Raw genomic sequence first — 16,823 nt, 5'->3', positions numbered from 1 at the left:
GACCAGCAAGACCCTTATAACCACTGGGTATAGTCGTCATCACTCATGGCCTCCACCATACCCAAGCGGTAGCCGTTACCGACTTGGGAGAAGAAGTCATGGTTGGAAGTTCCCGTTGAGATCCCGTTCATCACGAGGGGGTCCACGTCTTCTGCTGTATCAGGGAAGAAGGGGTCAAAGCCCAGGTTTTGCAAGGCCTTGTTGGCGTTGTACCGCATAAAGGTCCCCACCTTGTCGGTCCAGCCCAGCTGGTCATAGATCGTGCTGGCATATTCCATCTCGTTTTCATAAAGGTCGTAAAGAAGCTGGTAGGCCCAGTTCTTCAAGTCCTCCTGGTCCGCTTCATCTAGTTCATTGTAGCCTAGTTGGAACTTGTAGCCGATATAGGTGCCGTGGACCGACTCATCTCTTAAGATCAACTTGATAATTTCAGCTGTATTAGTCATTTTACTGTTGCCCAGGTAATATAGGGGAGCAAAAAAGCCGGAATAAAACAAGAAGGATTCCAAAAAAACACTGGCTACCTTGATTTTAAGAGGATGGCGACTCTGGTAGATTTCATTGATCTTCAAGGCCTTGTTCTGGAGGAGGTCATTGGAGTGAGCCCAGTCAAAGATGGCTTCAATCTCTTCCTTGGTGTTTAAGGTGGAGAAGATGGAGCTGTAGCTCTTAGCATGCATGGACTCCATAAATTCAATATTGTTGAAGACCGCTTCTTCGTGCTGGGTCCGGACACTGTCTTTCATCACAGACATACCGTCCTGGGACTGGAGGGTGTCCAGGAGGGTCAATCCGGCAAAGACCTTGGCAATCATATCTTTTTCTTCTGGGGAAAGCTCCCGCCAGTCATTCAGGTCATTGGAAACCGGGATCCGGGTATCGGTCCAAAACTGTTCCACCAACTTTTCCCAGGTCAACTTGTCAATCAAATCTTCTAGGTTGTTCCAGTTAATGGCTTGATAAAAATCACTCATCCTAGCCCTCCTTCCTAAATAGTGCAAGATTCGCAGGCATTTGCGCCGACTTCTTCTTCATCATCGGTAAAGGTTCGAACATAGTAGATGGACTTAATCCCCTTGTCAAAGGCATAGTGCCGGAGGATGTTTAAGTCCCTGGTGGTCTGCTTGTCGGAGTGGCCCTGCTTCCATTCATACAATTCCTCAGACAAGACGGACCGCAAGAAGAGGGTCAAGCTCATGCCTTGGTCCACGTGTTTTTGGGCTGCAGCATAAACATCAATCACCTTCCGCATGTCGGTATCATAGGCTGAAGTATAGTAGTCAATGGTTTCGTTGGACAGGTAAGGGGCAGGGTAGTAAGTCTTACCGGTCAATTTTTCCTGCCGTTCTTCGATCAAGCGGGTGATAGGGTGGATGCTGGCACTGGTCTCATTGACATAGGAAATGGACCCAGTTGGGGCAACTGCCAAGCGGTTTTGGTGGTAAAGCCCGTCTTCCATAACGGCTTCTTTCAAGTCTTGCCAGTCTTGGGCGGTTGGCAGGTCAATCCCCCGGTCTGCAAATATTTGGCGGACCTTGTCAGAGTCAAAGTGAAAGTCGCTAGCAGTATAAGAGTCAAAATACCGGCCGGAAGCATAGTCAGAATTTTCGAAATTAGCAAAGGTCTGACCGCGCTCCTTGGCAATTTTGTTGGAAGCCTTGAGGCTGTAATAATTCAAGAGCAAGAAGTAAGCATCGGTAAACTCAATCGACTCAGGCGACCCATAGTGCATTTGGTTGAGGGCAAAGAAGGTGTGGAGGCCCATAGCCCCTAAACCAATGGTGTGGTACTTGTCGTTCCCATTTTTGATCGATGGGACCACATCAATATCAGATGTGTCAGTAATGTGGGTCAAAGCCCGAACCATGGTCTCGACCGACCGCTCAAAATCGTCAGTCTCCATCAGGTTGACAATGTTGGTCGACCCCAAGTTACAAGAAATGTCCGTTCCTAATTTTTCATAGTCCTGGTTGCCCTTAATGAGGGAAGGCTCCTGGATTTGTAAGATTTCACTGCACAAGTTACTCATGACAATCTTACCGTCAATGGGATTGGCCCGGTTGGCTGTATCAATATTAATAACATATGGGTAACCAGACTCTTGTTGGAGCTTGGAAATTTCCGTCTCCAATTCCCGGGCCTTGATCTTGGTTTTCTTAATGTCAGGGTTGGCCACCATCTCGTCATATTTAGCGGTGATGTCAACGTATGAAAATGGTGTGCCGTAAATCCGCTCCACATCATAGGGACTGAAGAGGTACATATCTTCATTTTTTCGGGTCAGTTCATAGAACTTGTCTGGGACGACTAGGCCAAGAGAAAGAGTCTTGACCCGGACCTTCTCATCCGCATTCTCCTTCTTGGTGGACAGGAAGGAGATAATATCTGGGTGGAAGACACTAAGGTAAACCGCCCCCGCCCCATTTCTCTGACCAAGTTGGTTGGAGTAGGAGAAAGAGTCTTCCAAGAGTTTCATAACCGGCAAGACACCGGAAGAAGCATTTTGGATTTTCTTGATGGGGTCACCAGCTGCCCGAAGGTTGGACAGGTTGACACCGACCCCGCCCCCAATCCGAGACAGTTGCAAGGCAGAATTTATCCCCCGGCCGATGGAGTTCATGTCATCGGTCATCTGGATCAAGAAGCAAGAGACAAATTCACCCCGCCGCTTGCGACCCGCATTGGAAAAGGTTGGGGTAGCTGGTTGGTAGCGCTGGCTGATCATCTCTTGGGCAATATTTTGAGCCAAGTCTTGGTCCCCGTCTGCCAAGAAGAGGGCGTTAAAAGCAACCCGGTCTTCATACCGCTCTAAGTAGTGAGACTTGTCGTCCGTCTTCAAGGCATACTGGGTGTAAAACTTGTAAGCCCCCATAAAGGACCGGAAGCGGAAATCTTTGGCATAGACTTGGTCAAAGAGGTCCTTGATAAAGTCAAAAGGGTATTTCTTGATAAAGCCTTCTTCGATAAAGTCTTCATCAATTAAGTAGTCAATCTTCTTCCTAAGGCTGTCAAATTCCAGGGTCTTCGGGTTGATTTCCTCTCTAAAATAAGCGTCTAAGGCTTCCTTGTCCTTATGGAGAGGGATTTGGTTATTAACAGGTCGGTTAATTTCATTATTGAGCTGAAAGTAAGTTGTTTCAGCGGTCTTTAACGTGGTCAAGTGCTTCCACCTCTTTCTTTAAAGTCTCAACGTCATAATCACTGCCTTGGAATTCAAAGGCATGGATCAAGGGGACCCCATAGTCACGAGCCAGGTCCTTGGCAGTAAAAATAAACAAGTCATTAAAATTCCGGTTGCCGCCACCAGCAACTCCTTTGAAGTGGGCCTTGTTGTCCCCTGTTTCCAAAAAATCGTACCAGAAGTCGGTCACCTGGGCATCGTAGGTGGGGGTGACGATAATAAAGTCTTCATCTAGGTAAATAAAAGGATCGGCCGGAGACACCTCCAGCAAATCCATGTCCAGCTTGTTGACAAATTTACGGGTTTGACCTGTTATGCTGAAATAAACAACTTTCATCTTAGGCCAACTTGCTAAGCATGTCGGGTCTAAAGCCGTTGAAAGAACCCAAGCCATCTGCCAAGACCACTGGTAGAGAGGTGTAGCCCATATTTTTCACTTCATTTAAGGCTTGGTCGCTAGACTGGACATCCTTGCTTTCATAGGGAATGCCCCGGTCTTCTAAGAATTTTTTGGTAAACTGGCATTGCATGCAATTGGGTTTTGAGTATACAACAATTTTTTTCATCTTCATTTCCTCCAGGCTAAATCTCTTCTTTCAAGTTGGACCAATTGGCAGTCAGTCCAAGCAATTGGCCATACTTGATGTCGAGATGTCTTTATTTACATCCTCTATTTTAGCGAAAGGCTTAAAAGAAAACAAGTGAAAAACACAAAATATGGATATATCATTATTATATAACACTACATCTTGGGTCTGTTTAAGAAAAAAGCCCATGATAACAACCATGGGAGTGTTTTCAATAAAAGTATAAATATAGAAGTTATTTTATTGGATAGCAGATTTGGTATAATTTAGAAATAATTAATCCCCATGGCCTCTTTAACCTGGTCTAGGGTCTGGCTGGCAATTTTTTCTGCAGCCTGGCTCCCATCTTTGAGGATGGAGTAGACATAATCTAGGTTAGCTTCCAATTCTTGCCGGCGGTCCCGGATGGGTTTGAGCTGGGCTTGAAGGACTTCATTAAGGTATCGTTTGAGCTTGACATCCCCTAAACCTCCAGCCCGGTAGTGGTCTTTTAAGTCTTGAACTTTGTCCTTGTCTTGGGCAAAAACATCCAGGTAGGTAAAAACGACATTGCCTTCAACCTTGCCCGGGTCTTCCACATGGATGTGGTCTGGGTCAGTATACATGGACATGACTTTCTTTTGGATTTCATCTTCAGAATCAGACAGGTAAATCCCGTTCCCCAAAGACTTACTCATCTTGCCTGACCCGTCAATCCCTACCAAACGACCCTGGCCTTTAGGGGGAAGGACAATATCGGGTTCGACCAAAACATCTGTTTGGTAAGTGCTATTAAAGTCGCGGACAATTTCTCGGGTTTGTTCGATCATGGGTTTTTGGTCGTCGCCAACCGGAACATGGCTGGCCTTGAAGGCAGCGATATCAGCAGCCTGGCTAACCGGATAGATGAAAAAGCCGGCTGGAATCGAGCTTTTAAAATCTTTCTGCTGGATTTCAGACTTCACTGTCGGGTTCCGCTTAAGTCTTGAAGTAGTCACCAAGTTGAGGAAGTAGAGGGTTAATTCCGGCAATTGGGGGATTTGGGACTGGATAAAGAGGGTGGTTTTGGCCGGGTCAATCCCCACTGCCAAATAATCCAAGGCCACCTGCAAGATAGAATCCTGAACTTTCTTGGGATTTCTGGCATTGTCAGTCAAGGCCTGCTGGTCAGCCACCATAATGTAGAGGTCATTGTCTGGATCAGCCTGCATCCGGACCCGATTACGCAAGGACCCTACAAAGTGGCCCAGGTGAAGTTTCCCTGTTGGCCGGTCTCCGGTTAATATTACATTAGTCATGACAAGTCTCCTTGCTATTTAAAGTCCCTTCCATTATACACAAGATCCCCGGGCGAATAAAGCTGGCCCTAGACTAGAAGCTACCAGTAAGCATTACTGCAAAAGAAAAAGCCCCGCCTACAGCGGAAGGGCTTGTTGACACTTAATATTCAATCTTCTTAAAACTTGCCTGGTTGCACCAGGACAGAATGAAACTTATTCCTACCAAGTTGCCTAGAATGGCTAGTAAGACCAACCAAAAATTAGACCCGGTGAAAAATTCCGGATAGGCATTAGGGAATATATAGGACGTTAAGGTTAATTTTGAACTAACAAATGAAAATAACATAACAATAGAGACCAACAAGAGGGTGAGTCCTTTATTAAATTTTAAGGATAAAAATGCTGTCAAAAAGATACAAATAACAGACATAGCTATGGTTGCTAAAACAATCAAAATACTATTTTTGAACTCCTGGCCTTCACTTGGAAAAAATTGACCAGAAGTATATGGCTGGTTGACCAAGTGAGTGTAATAAGTCAACAAGCTCGTCACAACAGTTAGACCAAAGTAAATACCGTAAACTGTTAAGAGGGAAAATAACTTAGCAAAGATAATCTCCGCCCGGTTGATATCTTTATATAAGAGAAGCTTGCCCGACCTAACTTCATCCCCAACTGTAACAATAACCAAGTAAATAAGAGCTACTAAAGGCAAAAAGGTCTCGTATTGAACGTTGATAACAGCTTCCAAGAAGGTTGTGAAACTCAGTGAGTTAGCAGGTGCCGAAAGTTGCATAAATTGAGTGTCAAATAAGTCAACAATGATAAGAATAAAGGGTAGCAAGGCAAAAACCCATAAAATAAAGGACTCTTTTCTTTTCAAGCTTAGTTTTAAATTGGCCCGGTATAAATTAGTCATGGTCTTCCCCTCTTTCAAAATATTGGTTGAGACTACTGCCTCTGCTAAAGGACTGGATCAGGTTGTTTTTAGCTAAAACGAATAGCACCTTATTTAAGTCCCCCAGGTCAATAGTCTGGTTAATCCGCAAGATTTTACCTTCTTCTGTATAGGTGAGGTAGTCTAAAAGCTGACTATCAAAAAGATCGGTTAACTTTATGGAATGGTTGAGGAATACGATATAAGTTCCTTGAATTTTAGCTGCTTTTTCGTCCAAACGCCCCTGTTCAATAAACAAGAAGCGTTGGCAAATGGCTTCTAGTTCAGCTAGCTGGTGGCTGGAAATAATCATAGTTGTTTGCCTAACTTGGCTAGCCTTTTTTAGGATCTGAATCAAGAGCCTAACCCCATCCGGATCCAATCCAACAAAAGGTTCATCTAGAACTAGAAAGTTCGGCTCGGTTAGGAGTGAAATGGCTAAAGAAAGACGTTGCTCCATCCCAAAAGAAAAGGTAGAAGGCTTATCTTGGCGGTTATCCCACAGGTCCACTAATTTAAGAACTGGTTCAATGTTATCTTGGTAGGCCTCTGCTTGGTGAATGGTCAAATAAAATTTTAAATTTTCTAGGACGGTAAGATGGTCATAAAAAACCGGTCGGATCAAAACTCCTAAATCTTTTAATTGGTTGGCATGCGACCATAAGTCTTGCCCCTGATAATAAATTTTACCTTGGCTTGGTCGCAATGCCTTGGTTAAAATTTTTAGTAGGGTCGTTTTACCTGACCCGTTGCGACCAACTAGACCGACTATTTCACCGTCCTCAATAGAAAAAGACACATCTTGTAAGGCAAAATGGTCACTTTTAGGGTATTGCTTGCTTAATCCTTCTACTTTTAATGCCATCGATTAATACACTCCTTTTTACACAATAATAATGATTCCACCAACGAAAAGATAAAACAAGAACTAAGCAAAAATGTTATCTAATTGTTTTTTTTATTTAATTAATATTTAACTAATTTTATTAACATTTCTCATTTTCATAAGCTGAAACTTACTTTACCTATAAACATTGAAAAAACAAAACCCCCACCCTTTTCAGGTGAAGGTTTTGCTTTAAGGAATAATTTTAATTTACCGATCTTCCTCTAAGGCACGGTCAAAGTCACCAATGGGGTCATCGCCTTCTTCCCAGGCTACTAGATCGGCCGTCACATCAACGACTAGTTGGCTAATGTCATCACTCTGGTAGGCGTCTACCACCTTTAAGATGGCTGGGTCGTCTTGCCGGTCTCTTAGGGTGACAATGGCATTTTTCTTTAGCGGGTCAACTTCCCGGTCGCTGTCTTCTACATCATTATAGATGGCGTCTTGGGGGTCATAATCGGCATCCACAGTCTGCTGGGACCCGATAATGGCTAGGTCTGTATCTCCCAAGGCCCGGGCCACTTGTTGGGGGTCTAACTCCACAATTTCCAGGCCATGCTTGACCTCTTCAATATCATCGACGGTCGGGGCAGACCCCGCCTCTGGGTCCAATTCCAAGAGGCCCAGGTCTTGTAAGGCTAGGAAAGACCGCTCAGCATTGGTCACCGTGTTGGGAATGGCAACAGAAGCCCCCTCAGGAATGTCTTCGGGACTATCAATGCCCTCGACGGCAAAGACAAAGGTAGGCGAAATAGCGGTATATCCCACCGGGACAAAGTCATCTCCCGAATCTTCCACGTATTCCTTCAAGAAGGCCAAATGTTGGAAGGCATTTAAATCTATGTCCCCATCAGCTAAGGCCCGGTTAGGCTGGACATAGTCGGAAAAGGTGACAACTTCCAAGTCCACCCCCTGGTCCGCTACCTTGTCGGCGACTTCCTCCCAGATGTCAGCTGAGGCATCGCCCACTACACCAATTTTCAAGTGCTCTTCCGCCTGGCTACTTTGGCAGCCCGCTAGCGAAAACAAGGACAAGGCTGCTAGAGCTCCCAATATTTTCTTTTTCATTCCACCATCTCCCTTTACTAACAAACCTAACTTATTCAGAAAACTCGTAACCTTCTTCAGCCCAGACGACAATTTCGGAGTTCTCACTGACCTCATTGATGACTTCCAAGGTATCTTCGGACTGGTAGGCATCCACAATGATGTCGAAGGATTCTCTTTCATCGCCTTCATCGGCTGCAATAACGTTGATATAGGGTTCTGAATTTTCGTCAACGGGCTCTAAAAATATGGCATCTTCGTTTGGTTTATAGCCAGCATCCACTACCATGCCAGAATTGATAACAGCAGCTGTGACGTCCCCAACGGAACGAGCTGTTTGGGAGGCATCCAGTTGAGTGATTTCCAGGTTCAAGGGGTTGTCTGTGATATCATCTGTTGTAGGCAAGATCCCCGCATCCGGGTCTACTTCGATAAGGCCGGCTGACTGGAGCAAGACCAAGGCCCGGCCTTCATTGGAGACCTCGTTAGGAATGGCAATTTCAGCGCCCTCACTAATCTCTGAAACATCTTGGACTTCTTCTGAGTAAATCCCTAAGGGGGCAATGACGGTGTCGGCAATAGGGACAATATTGGATCCAAATTCTTCATTGAAGCTATCCAAGAAAATTCGGGTTTGGAAGGCATTGAGATCAATATCCCCCTCATCTAAGGCACGGTTGGGCTGGACATAGTCGGAAAAGGTCACAACTCCCAAATCCACTCCCTGGTCCGCTACCTTGTCGGCGACTTCCTCCCAGATATCAGTAGAGCTCCTAACACTCTTTTTCATCCCATTATCTCTCCTGCCTGACAAACAGGACTTATTCAGAAAATTCATAGCCATCTTCAGCCCAGACGACAATTACGGAATCTTCACTGGCCTCATTGATGACTTCCAGGGTATCTTCAGACTGGTAAGCATCCACAATGATGTCGAAGGATTCTCTTTCATCGCCTTCATTAGCTGCAATAACGTTGATATAAGGTTCTGAATTTTCGTCAACGGGCTCTAAGAAAACAGCATCTTCATCTGGGATGTAACCGGCATCCACGGCAATACCAGAGTTGATAACAGCTGCGGTCACATCCCCAATGGAACGAGCTGTTTGGGAGGCATCCAGTTCGGTGATTTCCAGGTTCAAGGGGTTGTCTGTGATATCATCTGTTGAAGGCAGGATCCCCGCATCTGGATCCACTTCGATAAGGCCGGCTGACTGGAGCAAGACCAAGGCCCGGCCCCCATTGGTGACATCGTTAGGGATGGCAATTTCGGCCCCTTCACCAATCTCTGAAACATCTTGAACTTCTTCCGAGTAAATCCCTAAAGGGGCAATAGCTGTATCGGCAATAGGGACGATATTGGTTCCGAATTCTTCATTAAAGTTATCCAAGAAAATCCGGTGCTGGAAGGCATTGAGGTCGATATCCCCGTCGTCTAAGGCACGGTTGGGCTGGGAGTAATCCGAAAATGTTACTAATTCCAAGTCTATTCCCTGGTCAGCCACCTTGTCTTGGACGAATTCCCAGTCCTCGTGGTCTTCTCCAATCACGCCCACACGGACCACTTCATCTGCTTGGCTGCCACAGCCGGATAGGGCAAATAAACTTCCTGCACTGACAAGGGTTAATAGTAGTTTTTTATATGACATAACTCATTCTCCTTTATACAAATGTATTTTATTTACTTATTCTTATGACTGGTTTTGTTGACAAAATAGTTGCCGATCCCTTGACTAATAAAGACAAAGGCCATAATAATCAAGGTCGAAACCAGGGTAACGTCGTGTTGGAAACGGTTATAGCCCCGGGTGATGGCTAGGTCCCCTAAACCGCCCCCACCAACAGCACCGGCCATAGTGGTGGTCCCAATCAAACTGACAATGGTAACAGAGGATACCCGCAAGAGACTGGGCAGGCCTTCCTTGAGGTAGACTGAGAAGATAATGCCAACTGGACTGGTCCCCATAGCCTCAGCTGCTTCGACAATCCCATCATCCACTTCCAAGAGGGCGGACTCCACCTGTTTGGCATAGAAAGGAACAGTGGCCACCACAAGGGGGACAATGGCCGCTGTGGTCCCAATGGTGGTCCCCACAATGGCCCGGGTGACCGGGTAGATCAAGGCCAGCATAATAATGAAAGGAATGGACCGGAGGATATTGATAATATTCTCCAAGATCTTGTAAACATAGCGGTTGTCTAAGATATTGCCCTTGTGGGTCACGGTCAAAGTCACCCCTAAAATAATCCCCAAGGCCCCCGCAATCACAGCGGTCACCAAGGTCATGTACAAGGTCTCGATCGTGGTTTCGACAAAACGTTCTGGTATTTCACTTGAGTAGGGCAAAAGCTGCTCAATAATATCAGAAATTGCAAGTAGGGTCATTCTGTATCTCCTTCCTCTGAACCAATGTCACTACGAGGGATTAGCTTGTATTCTTCCCCGTCTTTGACATGTTCCAACAAGCCAACTGTCACATGGTTTTCTTCTAAGTAGCGGTAAGACTCCTGCAAACTCTCATCGTCCCCTGTAAAGATGACAATCAGGTTCCCGATGTAGTCTCCATTTAAAATCTCAACATTCCCGTAGATAATATTGGTTGAAATGCCATAACGCTCATAAACTTCCTTGGTAAAAGGCTGACCAGCACTCCCCTGCTTAAAGGTCAACTGGGCAATCTGGTCCTTGTTGGTCAGGTTCATCACGGTCTCCTGCCGGCTCAATTTCTCCAAGGCCTGGTCAATCCCAAGGGCTGTGTTGATGAATTCCTGGGTTAGGGGGTTCTCCGGTTCAGTAAAGATCTTAACAATGTCCCCCCGTTCAACCACTTCCCCGTCTCCCATGACGGCTACCTTGTTGCAAATTTCCTTGATGGCGTCCATCTCGTGAGTAATCAAGACAATGGTCAAGCCCAATTCCTGGTTCAACTGTTTCAAAAGCTTTAAAATATCCGTGGTCGTCTTGGGGTCTAGAGCCGAAGTTGCTTCATCACACAAGAGGACTTCTGGGTCATTGGCCAAGGCTCTGGCTATCCCTACCCGCTGCTTTTGCCCACCAGATAGCTGGGAGGGATAGGAATCATGCTTGTCGGCCAAGTCTACCAATTCTAGTAGGTCGGTGACCTTGGTTTGCTTTTCTTCCCTGGATAAGTCAGACGACCGTAAGGCATATAAGATATTGCCTGCTACCGTCCGGGCATTCATCAGGTTGAAGTGCTGAAAGATCATGCCAATTTTTTTGCGGGCTGCCCGCAACTCACTGGCTGATAAATCCAGCATGTCCTGGCCATTCACCCGGACGCTGCCATTGGTTGGCTTTTGCAAGAGATTGATAGTCCGGACCAGGGTTGACTTGCCGGCCCCGCTGTAGCCAACCACCCCATATATGTCCCCCTTATCTACTTTTAAACTAACTCCTTTCACCGCCTTGATGACATGCTCATCTGATTGGAAATGAACATCAATGTCCTTCAGCTCGATCATTCACTTGTCTCCCTTCATTTGAAATTATCAATCCTACAAGGGGTCTGCTCACTTAGCTAGGTCAAATCCCCGGTAAAGTTACTCCCATCCTGTATGCTTGGAGGAGCAAAATTTCTTAACCTAACCACTGCTTTAACCTTGCAGGCACTATATCTAGCCTACACCTCTAGGAGGTCTTAGGCCTACTATTTTGAATATAAAAAAAGTCCTTAATTAAACCACTTGTTTAATTAAGGACGACAGTGCCGCGTTACCACCTTGTTTGGATATAATTCCCCCTCTAGAGTTAAGAACTCCTCTTGATAACGGTGTCCCCGTAATGGTCTTGCTTTTTGCTCAACCATTAAACCTATGTCAAAAGCCATGTTCAGTTAACCCTACTTGCTTACTTTCACCGAGTGTAAGCTCTCTGTCAAGCGGGTAATAACTTACTCACTTTTGGTTTTTATCCCTATAAAAAAATCCTTGTAGCTGGTTAAACCAGCTACAAGGACGCTAAAATCTTAGTCGTGTTACCACCTTGACTTATAGCACAATTGCTCATGCTATCTCTACAACACCTATCAGTGCCAACAAAGTAACGCTTGTTCAAACGTAACCAACTCGCCAAGGCTCATCAGTTAGCTTCTCAGAGACCATTTTCCAAGGCCATCCTTTACTCCATCTCACCAAGCAGAGCTCTCTTTACAAAGGATTCAATCTTGTACTTATCTCTTCTAGGAAGTCAATTTTCATCTTGCTAACCATATTAATATAAGTTTTATAGAATTGCAAGCTTTATTTTTCATTTTGTTAAAAAAGTCCATCAAAGTCCATTTTTCTATCCGGCTAAGATCAGTCTATGGACTGATGTTTGAGACTGTCACTGGGCTATACTAAAGATGAAGAAAGGGCGACCACCGACAATAATGGGTGCAAACCTAGCCTAGGAGGGCCAAGCATGAAAATTTTAATGACAAGTGATTTATACACTCCAGCTATCAATGGTGTTGTGACATCCATCCAAACCCTAAAACAAGCACTGGAAGCAGCTGGCCATGAGGTCCGGGTCCTCACCCTGTCGCCCAAACCAGGTTTTGACGAAAAGGAGGGGGTTTATTCCGTCTCCTCCATTAGCTTAAACAAAATTTACCCAGGAGCCCGAGTCTCCTTCACCACCACTGATTGGATTAAAGACCAAATCCTGAACTGGCAACCTGAATTAATCCACACCCACTGTGAGTTTTCCACCTTTAAAATGGCCAAAGCTATTGCCAAAGACTTGGCTATTCCCATCGTCCACACCTACCACACCATCTACGAAGACTACACCCACTACTTCTCTCCCAACAAAAAAATGGGTAAAAAAATCGTCTCCCTTATGTCCAAACACTTACTCAACCAAGTAAACTACGTGATTGCCCCTACCCAAAAAGTCAAAGACATGCTAATGGGCTACCAAGTCCAAAGCTCCATTGCCATCATCCCAACTGGTATCCCTAGCCAAAAATTCAGCCACGTTCTAAGCCAAGCAGAGCGACAAGAGCTTCGAAGCCAGGCTGGTTACCAAGAAGGAGACCGGCTCTTGGTCTTCTTGGGCCGACTAGCCAAAGAGAAAAACCTGTCTGAAATCCTTGACTACTTAAGCCAGAGAGAGGATTCAAGCCTAAAACTCATGATTTGTGGGGACGGTCCTTACAAAGCCAGTCTCCAAAGTCAGGTAAATGAACTCGGCTTAAGTGACCGGGTCCACTTCACCGGTATGGTAGATCCTAACCAGGTAGCCAACTACTACCAAATGGCAGACCTCTTTGTGTCTGCTTCCACCAGTGAAACCCAGGGCTTAACCTACATCGAAGCCCTCTTCAGTGGCCTCCCCCTCCTCTGCCGGCAAGACGACAGCTTGAAGGAGGTTATCCAAACTGGTTTAAACGGCTTTGCCTACCAAGACGTGGAGGACTTCTACCAAAAACTGGACCGCTTGTTGGCCGATCCTAAAACCCTTAGTCAAATGGGAGACTTTGCAAGAAGCCAAGCCCTTCAATCCTTCTCAGCCCAAGCCTTTGGTCAAGCGGTCTCAGACTTGTACGAAGAAGTCTTAGATGACCATGTGCCAGCTTCTAGCCAAGCCAAAAGTCACAAAGGCCTCTCCACCCTCAGAACTTGGGGGTAGGGCTTATGGCAAAGGTGCAATCGCGAACTGTTATCAATGGTTTAAACATCCTAGGCACAATTGGGGCCGGCATCTTCCTTATCTGGGCCTTCCGGGTCAACCTCTTTACCAACCCGGAAGTCATGCGTCACTATCTCGACCAATTTGGTAGTTGGGCCGGCCCACTCTTTATCTTCATCCAATTTATCCAAGTTGTCCTCCCCATTATTCCTGGGGCCATCACCATCCCAGTGGGCATCTTGGTCTTTGGCCATGTCAACGGTTTTTTACTCAACTTTATTGGCATTATGATCGGGTCAGTTACCAACTACTACCTTGCCAAACGGTACGGCAGACCCTTTGTCAAAACCATGGTCAACGAAAAACAATACAATAAATACATTGGCAAGATCGAAAATAGCCGGCTCTTTGACCGCTTGTTTACCTTCGGCATGTTCTTTCCCATCAGTCCAGCTGACCTCCTCTGCTACCTAGCTGGTCTATCTAATATGTCTTTTAAACACTTCTTCTTGTCCCTCTTTTTTGGTAAACCCTTTACCCTCTTGGCCTACTCTTATGGTTTACTCTTCGTCTTAAATATCTTTGAACACCTTTTTTAGGAGGTTTCTTCATGAAAGTTTACTTGCTTAGTGACATGCTCAAATCAATCGAAAAAAGCGGGGTTGGCCGGGCCCTGGACCACCAAAAAATGGCCTTGCAGAAAGCTGACATCCCCTATACCACAGGCCAGGAGGGTCGCGTCAAAGACTATGACCTCATCCATATCAACACCATCTTTCCCCAGTCCCTCCTTAAGGCTTGCTGGGCTAGACTCCGGGGCAAAACCGTGGTCTACCATGCCCACTCCACCGAAGAAGACTTCAGGGACTCCTTTAAACTCGCCAATGCCCTAGCCCCTCTCTTTAAGCTTTGGCTAAAAATTTGCTACAACAGTGGCCACTTGATTGTCACTCCTTCTGCCTACTCCAAAAGCCTCCTAGACCAATACCAACTCAAGGCTCCCATCCAGGTCATCTCAAACGGGATTGACCTCGACTACTGGCAGGCCAGCCAAGAGGAAATACAGGCCTTTAAAGCCCGCTACCAAGCTGATCCCACCAGGCCCCTCATCATTTCAGTGGGCCTACCCATTAAACGCAAAGGGATTATTGACTTTGTCGAATTAGCCAAAGACCTGCCTGACTATGACTTTGTCTGGTTTGGCCACACCGATATCCGCTTCTTGCCGAAAGAAGTCCAGCAAGCCTACTACACCAAGCTAGACAACCTCAAATTTGCTGGCTACATTGACCGCAAAGACATCCGGGTGGCCTATGCTGCTTGTGACATCTACCTCTTTTTGACCCATGAAGAAACTGAAGGCATCGTCCTCCTTGAAGCCTTGGCTTCCAAGGCAAACACCATCGTCCGAGACATCCCTGTTTTTGACAAAGACTTCCATCATGGGCAAAACGTCTACAAGGGGCAGAACCTTGAGGAATTTAAAAGCCTCATTCAAGACCTGGTTCAAGGCAAAATTCCCAACCTGACCCAGGCTGGCTACCGGGCAGCTGCAGCCAAAAGTATTGACCAAGTTGGCCACCAGCTCAAGCTGGCCTACCAGGAAGCCATGGACTTGGCCGACAGCCAGACCGGCCTCCTCTCTAAAAAAGCCAACTAAAAATATCCACTCCTAGCACTAGCCTAGCTAAAGCTCCGTTTTTGCTTCAGTTAGACCCTAGTGCTAGTATTGTTTTAGAGATACTTGACACGGGAGGCAAGACTGTGGAAAAAATGGACTTATATGACGGCAACAAACGACCCCTAGGGGAGACCATTGGCCGCCAGGAAAAAACTGGTCCAGGGACCTATACCTTGATGGTCCATGGTCTTTTAATCAATGACTCAGGCCAGGTCCTCAGCCAAAAACGGGTAGAGACTAAAACAAACTGGCCAAGCTTATGGGACTTGTCCTGCAGTGGGGCGGTCAAGACTGGGGAGACCAGCCAAGAAGCTTTAAGCCGGGAGTTTAAAGAGGAGTTAGGCCTGGACTTGGACCTCAAGACCACAGCCCCCATCCTGACCGCTTCCTACCAGCAAGGCCTGTCCGACTATTACCTGCTTCCTTACTCAATCGACTTGGCCGGCCTCCAAATAGCCAAAGACGAAATCCAAAACGTCCAGTGGCTAGACTTGGCAGACCTGTTCGCCTACTTGGACCAGGGCCGCTTTGTCCCCTACCAAAAGTCCTTCCTCCAGGCCCTCTTTGATATCTACCAGGCTGGCAGCGAAATTTTACCCGACTGACAACTTAGTCAGGAAACTATTTTATTTTTTGAACAGTTTAAATTATAATAGGTTTATCTAGAAAGGAGGTAAGTAAATGAACACAGCTTTTGTCGTTGACAGTACTGGGACTCTTTCCCAAGACTTACTCGACCAAGACAATATCTACGAACTAACCTTGAGTACCACCTTCCCTGACGGAACCACTTATACCGACACCCGGGATGACAAGAAGACTATTGAGTTCTACGAGACCATGACAGCTTCCAAAGACTTGCCAACCACCTCGCAACCCAGCCCCCAACAATACTCCGAAATCCTTGATGACATCAAGGCTAAGGGCTATGAACACGTCATTTTCATCCTGCTGTCTTCTAAAATTAGTGGTGCCCTGCAATCAGCTAAAGTGGTGGCCGAAGATTATGCCGATGACTTTCATACTTATTTTATTGATTCCAAAGGCACATCACTTTTAATTGAAAACCTGGTTGAACAAGGCATGACCCTACTCGATGAAGGGCTAGACCACCAAACAGTTTGCGATAAACTCCGTTGGGTGGCCGAACAAACCGATATTTTCGTCGTAGTGGAAGACCTCAAAAACCTGGTCAAGGGCGGTCGCTTGTCCAAAGGAGAATCTTTGATGGGGAACCTACTCCGGATCAAACCCATCTTGATCATTGACAAGAACGGTGAAGTCAAACCCTATGAAAAAGTCCGAACCCTGAACAAGGCCCTCAAGCGGATGGAAGATATTGTTGACGAAAAAATGAAATTATTTGATGGCAAGGCTAAAATCTGCTTTGCCCATGCCAACCGGGAAAAGAAAGTTGCCAAGGAGATCGAAAAACTCCAAGTCAAATACCCAAACACCAGTTTCCGGTCAGACTTTTTAACCGTGATTTTAGGTACTCACTCTGGCGAAGGAGCTATTGGGGTAGGCGTTATTCCCTACGCAAGCAAGGATTAAATACTAAAAACACCACTCCTATAGACATTGGCTGTCTTTTGGGAGGGTGTTTT

At 46.0% G+C, this 16,823-nt stretch carries 17 protein-coding genes and 1 other annotated feature; of the genes, 5 read left to right on the top strand and 12 right to left on the bottom strand.

The features are described from left to right. Positions 1-14 precede the first annotated feature (14 nt). The 12 genes from nrdF to HMPREF9698_RS04060 all read right to left on the bottom strand — a co-directional run bounded on the left by nrdF (position 15) and on the right by HMPREF9698_RS04060 (position 11,383). Positions 15-974, bottom strand: a complete 960-nt coding sequence (gene nrdF, locus HMPREF9698_RS04115; protein WP_003777595.1) for a class 1b ribonucleoside-diphosphate reductase subunit beta — start codon at positions 972-974, stop codon at positions 15-17. Positions 975-988: 14 nt separating this feature from the next. Next, entirely contained in the window at positions 989-3,160 is a 2,172-nt protein-coding gene (nrdE, locus tag HMPREF9698_RS04110) for a class 1b ribonucleoside-diphosphate reductase subunit alpha (protein ID WP_003777593.1), read from the bottom strand. Further along, the gene (gene nrdI, locus HMPREF9698_RS04105) at positions 3,138-3,518 is read right to left on the bottom strand and encodes a class Ib ribonucleoside-diphosphate reductase assembly flavoprotein NrdI (protein ID WP_003777591.1); all 381 of its coding nucleotides are present in this window, start codon (positions 3,516-3,518) and stop codon (positions 3,138-3,140) included. Before nrdI ends, nrdE begins: the two co-directional genes overlap by 23 nt. Position 3,519: 1 nt before the next feature. Then, entirely contained in the window at positions 3,520-3,747 is a 228-nt protein-coding gene (gene nrdH, locus HMPREF9698_RS04100) for a glutaredoxin-like protein NrdH (protein WP_003777590.1), read from the bottom strand. A gap of 287 nt (positions 3,748-4,034) precedes the next feature. Continuing rightward, complete coding sequence (gene trpS, locus HMPREF9698_RS04095) at positions 4,035-5,045, bottom strand: tryptophan--tRNA ligase (RefSeq protein WP_003777588.1); 1,011 nt, start codon at positions 5,043-5,045, stop codon at positions 4,035-4,037. Between the two features lie 142 nt (positions 5,046-5,187). After that, entirely contained in the window at positions 5,188-5,946 is a 759-nt protein-coding gene (locus HMPREF9698_RS04090) for a hypothetical protein (RefSeq protein ID WP_003777586.1), read from the bottom strand. Further along, positions 5,939-6,829 (bottom strand): ABC transporter ATP-binding protein, encoded by an 891-nt coding sequence (locus HMPREF9698_RS04085; protein WP_003777584.1) that lies wholly within the window; start codon positions 6,827-6,829, stop codon positions 5,939-5,941. The genes HMPREF9698_RS04090 and HMPREF9698_RS04085 overlap by 8 nt, the downstream gene beginning before the upstream one ends. Positions 6,830-7,060: 231 nt before the next feature. Continuing rightward, the gene (locus HMPREF9698_RS04080) at positions 7,061-7,921 is read right to left on the bottom strand and encodes a MetQ/NlpA family ABC transporter substrate-binding protein (RefSeq protein ID WP_003777581.1); all 861 of its coding nucleotides are present in this window, start codon (positions 7,919-7,921) and stop codon (positions 7,061-7,063) included. Positions 7,922-7,952: 31 nt separating this feature from the next. Beyond that, positions 7,953-8,690 (bottom strand): MetQ/NlpA family ABC transporter substrate-binding protein, encoded by a 738-nt coding sequence (locus tag HMPREF9698_RS04075; RefSeq protein ID WP_003777579.1) that lies wholly within the window; start codon positions 8,688-8,690, stop codon positions 7,953-7,955. Between the two features lie 31 nt (positions 8,691-8,721). Further along, positions 8,722-9,549 carry a MetQ/NlpA family ABC transporter substrate-binding protein gene (locus tag HMPREF9698_RS04070; RefSeq protein ID WP_003777578.1) on the bottom strand — a complete coding sequence of 276 codons (828 nt, stop codon included), beginning with the start codon at positions 9,547-9,549 and terminating at the stop codon, positions 8,722-8,724. A gap of 32 nt (positions 9,550-9,581) precedes the next feature. After that, the gene (locus HMPREF9698_RS04065) at positions 9,582-10,271 is read right to left on the bottom strand and encodes a methionine ABC transporter permease (protein WP_374189083.1); all 690 of its coding nucleotides are present in this window, start codon (positions 10,269-10,271) and stop codon (positions 9,582-9,584) included. Positions 10,272-10,282: 11 nt separating this feature from the next. Continuing rightward, positions 10,283-11,383 (bottom strand): methionine ABC transporter ATP-binding protein, encoded by a 1,101-nt coding sequence (locus tag HMPREF9698_RS04060; RefSeq protein ID WP_003777573.1) that lies wholly within the window; start codon positions 11,381-11,383, stop codon positions 10,283-10,285. Between the two features lie 229 nt (positions 11,384-11,612). Further along, positions 11,613-11,832, bottom strand: a binding site (T-box leader). Between the two features lie 491 nt (positions 11,833-12,323). Between HMPREF9698_RS04060 and HMPREF9698_RS04055 the strand changes: the two genes are divergently transcribed. The 5 genes from HMPREF9698_RS04055 to HMPREF9698_RS04035 all read left to right on the top strand — a co-directional run bounded on the left by HMPREF9698_RS04055 (position 12,324) and on the right by HMPREF9698_RS04035 (position 16,770). Next, complete coding sequence (locus HMPREF9698_RS04055) at positions 12,324-13,535, top strand: glycosyltransferase family 4 protein (RefSeq protein ID WP_003777570.1); 1,212 nt, start codon at positions 12,324-12,326, stop codon at positions 13,533-13,535. 5 nt (positions 13,536-13,540) lie between these two features. Next, a complete protein-coding gene (locus HMPREF9698_RS04050; RefSeq protein ID WP_003777567.1) occupies positions 13,541-14,134 on the top strand; it encodes a TVP38/TMEM64 family protein in 594 nt (197 codons plus the stop codon). An 11-nt stretch (positions 14,135-14,145) separates the two neighbouring features. Continuing rightward, positions 14,146-15,195 (top strand): LTA glycolipid anchor biosynthesis glycosyltransferase, IagA/BgsA family, encoded by a 1,050-nt coding sequence (locus tag HMPREF9698_RS04045; protein ID WP_003777562.1) that lies wholly within the window; start codon positions 14,146-14,148, stop codon positions 15,193-15,195. A 113-nt stretch (positions 15,196-15,308) separates the two neighbouring features. After that, complete coding sequence (locus HMPREF9698_RS04040; protein ID WP_245530960.1) at positions 15,309-15,821, top strand: NUDIX hydrolase; 513 nt, start codon at positions 15,309-15,311, stop codon at positions 15,819-15,821. Positions 15,822-15,897: 76 nt separating this feature from the next. Continuing rightward, positions 15,898-16,770, top strand: coding sequence for a DegV family protein (locus HMPREF9698_RS04035; RefSeq protein ID WP_003777557.1), 873 nt, complete (start codon positions 15,898-15,900; stop codon positions 16,768-16,770). The last annotated feature ends 53 nt before the right edge of the window (positions 16,771-16,823 follow it).

Source organism: Alloiococcus otitis ATCC 51267, from assembly GCF_000315445.1.
GTDB classification, from domain to species: domain Bacteria; phylum Bacillota; class Bacilli; order Lactobacillales; family Carnobacteriaceae_A; genus Alloiococcus; species Alloiococcus otitis.
Note: the sequence above shows the minus strand (reverse complement) of the source record. Positions and strands in the feature narration are given on the sequence as shown.

Bases quoted from the DNA above. Each gene is read 5' to 3' on its own strand.
- nrdF (WP_003777595.1), bottom strand. From the start codon at position 974: ATGAGTGATTTTTATCAAGCCATTAACTGGAACAACCTAGAAGATTTG.
- nrdI (WP_003777591.1), bottom strand. From the start codon at position 3,518: ATGAAAGTTGTTTATTTCAGCATAACAGGTCAAACCCGTAAATTTGTC.
- nrdH (WP_003777590.1), bottom strand. From the start codon at position 3,747: ATGAAAAAAATTGTTGTATACTCAAAACCCAATTGCATGCAATGCCAG.
- trpS (WP_003777588.1), bottom strand. From the start codon at position 5,045: ATGACTAATGTAATATTAACCGGAGACCGGCCAACAGGGAAACTTCAC.
- HMPREF9698_RS04090 (WP_003777586.1), bottom strand. From the start codon at position 5,946: ATGACTAATTTATACCGGGCCAATTTAAAACTAAGCTTGAAAAGAAAA.
- HMPREF9698_RS04085 (WP_003777584.1), bottom strand. From the start codon at position 6,829: ATGGCATTAAAAGTAGAAGGATTAAGCAAGCAATACCCTAAAAGTGAC.
- HMPREF9698_RS04080 (WP_003777581.1), bottom strand. From the start codon at position 7,921: ATGAAAAAGAAAATATTGGGAGCTCTAGCAGCCTTGTCCTTGTTTTCG.
- HMPREF9698_RS04075 (WP_003777579.1), bottom strand. From the start codon at position 8,690: ATGAAAAAGAGTGTTAGGAGCTCTACTGATATCTGGGAGGAAGTCGCC.
- HMPREF9698_RS04070 (WP_003777578.1), bottom strand. From the start codon at position 9,549: ATGTCATATAAAAAACTACTATTAACCCTTGTCAGTGCAGGAAGTTTA.
- HMPREF9698_RS04060 (WP_003777573.1), bottom strand. From the start codon at position 11,383: ATGATCGAGCTGAAGGACATTGATGTTCATTTCCAATCAGATGAGCAT.
- HMPREF9698_RS04055 (WP_003777570.1), top strand. From the start codon at position 12,324: ATGAAAATTTTAATGACAAGTGATTTATACACTCCAGCTATCAATGGT.
- HMPREF9698_RS04050 (WP_003777567.1), top strand. From the start codon at position 13,541: ATGGCAAAGGTGCAATCGCGAACTGTTATCAATGGTTTAAACATCCTA.
- HMPREF9698_RS04045 (WP_003777562.1), top strand. From the start codon at position 14,146: ATGAAAGTTTACTTGCTTAGTGACATGCTCAAATCAATCGAAAAAAGC.
- HMPREF9698_RS04040 (WP_245530960.1), top strand. From the start codon at position 15,309: ATGGACTTATATGACGGCAACAAACGACCCCTAGGGGAGACCATTGGC.
- HMPREF9698_RS04035 (WP_003777557.1), top strand. From the start codon at position 15,898: ATGAACACAGCTTTTGTCGTTGACAGTACTGGGACTCTTTCCCAAGAC.